This window comes from Bradyrhizobium sp., from assembly GCF_019242285.1.
Lineage (GTDB): Bacteria > Pseudomonadota > Alphaproteobacteria > Rhizobiales > Xanthobacteraceae > Bradyrhizobium.
This window is the reverse complement of record NZ_JAFAVV010000125.1, coordinates 1-3265: the sequence shown is the minus strand read 5'-3', so window position 1 is coordinate 3265 and position 3265 is coordinate 1. Positions and strand designations below refer to the sequence as shown.

3 protein-coding genes are annotated in these 3265 nt (G+C 62.2%); 1 reads left to right on the top strand and 2 read right to left on the bottom strand.

Going from position 1 to position 3265, the window contains the following annotated elements; genetic code table 11:
* Nucleotides 1-358 (top strand): ankyrin repeat domain-containing protein (locus tag JOY90_RS04515; RefSeq protein ID WP_291689956.1); only part of this gene is annotated, 358 nt, incomplete at its 5' end.
* Nucleotides 359-491: 133 nt separating this feature from the next.
* On the opposite strand, the gene JOY90_RS04510 is transcribed toward JOY90_RS04515, so the two are convergent.
* Nucleotides 492-1118 (bottom strand): cytochrome c4, encoded by a 627-nt coding sequence (locus tag JOY90_RS04510; RefSeq protein WP_291689955.1) that lies wholly within the window; start codon nucleotides 1116-1118, stop codon nucleotides 492-494.
* A 58-nt stretch (nucleotides 1119-1176) separates the two neighbouring features.
* Complete coding sequence (locus JOY90_RS04505; RefSeq protein ID WP_291689954.1) at nucleotides 1177-2889, bottom strand: PQQ-binding-like beta-propeller repeat protein; 1713 nt, start codon at nucleotides 2887-2889, stop codon at nucleotides 1177-1179.
* Between the last annotated feature and the right edge of the window lie 376 nt (nucleotides 2890-3265).

Here is a 3265-nt window from a genome sequence, read left to right as displayed (position 1 = left end):
GGCGGGGACGGGACGGCTCGATGTCGTCAAGCGTTTGCTGGCGCGGAATGTCGACGTCAATACCCGCTATCCCAATGACCTCACTTTGTTGATGTGGGCCGCCGGTGCGGACGAAAAGGTCGGACAGGCCGAGGTGGTCCGGCTCGTGACCTATCTGTTGGACGCCGGTGCCCAAATCGACGACCGGGATGCGCGTGGCCGCACGGCGCTGATGATCGCCTCGGAAGGCGACCGGCCGGACGCGGCAGACCTGCTGCTTGCGCGCGGGGCGGATCCGTCGCTGCGCGACAACGCCGGCAGACGCGCTGCCGATCTTACGAGCATGACGTCGTTGCGCGAACGGCTATTGGCCCACTGATTACGCGAGCAGGAGGGCGCGCGTCCTTGGTGGTCGCAACGGGATGCGATCACGTCGCGCCATGAGAGACAGGAGGTAGCGGAGTCCGAAGGGGCTCACGCTGGGCAGACACGGCCACGGCCCAACGTCATGCCTACAAGCCGGCCAGATATTCGGCCAGCGCGGCCAGATCGTTCTCGGGTGTCGCAATCATCAGGTCGGACATGCCGGGATTGTTGCCGCGGGCGCGCGAGCGAAAGTCGGCGATCGTCTTGGCGAGGTAGTCGCGGCTCTGTCCAGCCAGGCGCGGCATGATCCCGGTCCCCTGAAACTGCTCGAGATGGCAGCCGGTGCAGCCGACGGAATGCTCGGCCTCGAGGGCCTTGCGCGCGACATCCTTTGGTGCCCTGGGCTGGGCCAGATCGGGCCAGGGCTTCTTCGAAAAATACTCGCCGATCGCCAGTATGTCGGCCTTCTCGAACGATGACGCGATCGGTCCCATAACGTCGCTCTTGCGATCGCCGCGCTTGAAGTCGCGGAGCTGGATGTAGATGTAGCCAGGAAGCTGTCCCCAGATGATCGGAATGGTCTTGTCAACCGGCTTGCCGTCAGCGCCGTGGCAGCCCGCACAGGTCTCGATCTTCTCGGCGATGTTCGGCGCGGGTGCCGCCGGAGCACTGGAGGGCTCCCTGCTCTGAGCAGCCGCTGGTGCGATGCTTGCCGTCAACAACGCCGCCAGGGTGATCACGCTGCGGACCGTCCAATTCGATTTGCCGCCCATCAAGCTCTTTCCGACGGTGCCGAAGCGGGGCCGCAACCAGCCCCGCTTTGTTTCACGATCAATCAAGCGTAAAGGCAATGATGTTGTTGCCGCGCTTGAAATTGACCTGGGTATTGCCCCCGGCGCCGACCACGATGTACTGCTTGTTGGCCACCATGTAACTCAACGGCGGCGCGTTGACGCCCGCGCCGGCACGGAAGCTCCACAGCTCCTTGCCGTCGGCCGAGCCGTAGGCGGCGAACTTTCCGTTGCCCTCACCCGTGAAGACGAGCCCACCGGCCGTAGCGAGAATGCCGCCGATCATCGGCTGCGGTGTCTTCACCTGCCACTTGATCTTGCCGGTGTTGTAGTTCACGGCCGTGATGTTGCCGGACTGCTTTTCGCCGGGAATTGCGGTGAATGCGCCGCCCAGCCACAGCTTTCCATTCGGATAGGGCGAGCTCTCCACCCGATAGGTCATCGGCTGGTGGAGGTTAATCGCGTAGGCGAGCGACTGACCGGGATCGGTGGCGATCGGCGACCACTCGACGCCGCCATTCGCTCCCGGAAGCATGCGGGCCCCATCCTTGGTCGGGAGTACCCACATGTTCTCCTGCGGCACCATGGCCTCGGAGAACCGGATCAGGCTGCAATCCTTGCGATCGTGCACATAGATGTGCCCGGTCTTGCCGGCATGGATCACGCCGGGAACGGTCTTGCCGCTCTTGTCCTTCACATCGACGAGCACCGGCGGGCTGACCGCGTCGAGGTCCCACACATCATGGGCGATGTACTGGAAGTGGCAGACATACTTGCCAGTATCGAGATCCAGCGAGACCAGCGAATCCGTATAGAGGTTGTCGCCGGGACGGGTCGAGCCGTCGAGGTCGGGCGAGGGGTTGCCGACCACGAAGTAGATCCGGTTCGTCGCCAGGTCGACGGCGGGATTCTGCCAGACGCCGCCGCCAAGCTTAGCATAGGGATCTCCGTTCTTGGCAAGGGCGTCCTTTTCAGCTGCGATGTCGCGATGCATGTCGCGGCCGGTCGCATCCTTGGTCGTCCACATGCCGACGGATTTCTCTGGAATCGTATCGAAATTCCAGACCTGCTTGCCGGTCTTCGCATCATAGGCCCGCACGAAGCCGCGGATGCCGTATTCGCCGCCGTTGGTGCCGATCAACACCTTGTCTTTGACGACGGTCGGCGCCATTGTCTCGCTGTAGCCCTGCTCGGGATCGGCGATGTCGATTGTCCAGACGACGTCACCGGTCTTGGCGTTCAGCGCCACCAGCTTGGAATCGAGCGTGGCAAGATAGACCATGTCGTTGAGGACCTGGACGCCGCGGTTATTCGGGCCGCAACAATAGGTCGTGATCGGCCCCATCTTGTGATTGTAGTGCCAGAGCTCGCGGCCGGTCTCGGCGTCGAGCGCGTAGACATGGCTGTAGGACGTCGTCACGAACATGATGCCGTCGACGACGATTGGCGAGGTCTCCAGCGATTCCTTGACATCGGTCTGGTAGATCCAGGCGACGTGCAGATTCTTGACGTTCTGCTGGTTGATCTGCTTGCCCGGATAAAACCGGGTCTGGGCGTAGTTGCCGTTTGTCAGAAGGAAATTGGTCGCGCTCTTGTCCGCCGCATTCAGCATCGCCTGCGTCACCGGCCTGACTTTGGCCGTGCCGACCGGGCCGATAAAATCCTGCTTCAATTCCTGCTGCGCGTAACCCCCACTTGGCAAGGTACAGACCAGCCCGAGCAACGCAGCGTATCCGATCGAAATTTTATTCATTTCGTTTCGCCCCAAATCCTATTTTGATTTAACCGCCGAACTCATGCGCGGCGTGATCGAACTCTGACTCCGGCGAAGCGCGTTTGACAAGGAGAAAGAGTTTCATTCGCGACATACGCGCTGCGTCGCAAAGGGACCCTTGCGGCAGCGCAATAGGGCTGCTGACCGCTCAACAAGGGGAGCTGGTCCATTCTGCGGATCAGCGGGCCGTCGATGGGGCGATCCTGCCGGAGGTCGGTTTGTCGTATCGGTTGATGTCAAAGCGCCCCGGTGCATCGCTGGCGAGTTGCGCTGAACATTTGGGCGGGCCGGCGGGCCCGCGTAACGACGTCAAGATCGCATCCGTTGTTGCCCATCGCATCTCTAGGTGCGGGAG

Bases quoted from the DNA above. Each gene is read 5' to 3' on its own strand.
- JOY90_RS04510 (WP_291689955.1), bottom strand. From the start codon at position 1,118: ATGGGCGGCAAATCGAATTGGACGGTCCGCAGCGTGATCACCCTGGCG.
- JOY90_RS04505 (WP_291689954.1), bottom strand. From the start codon at position 2,889: ATGAATAAAATTTCGATCGGATACGCTGCGTTGCTCGGGCTGGTCTGT.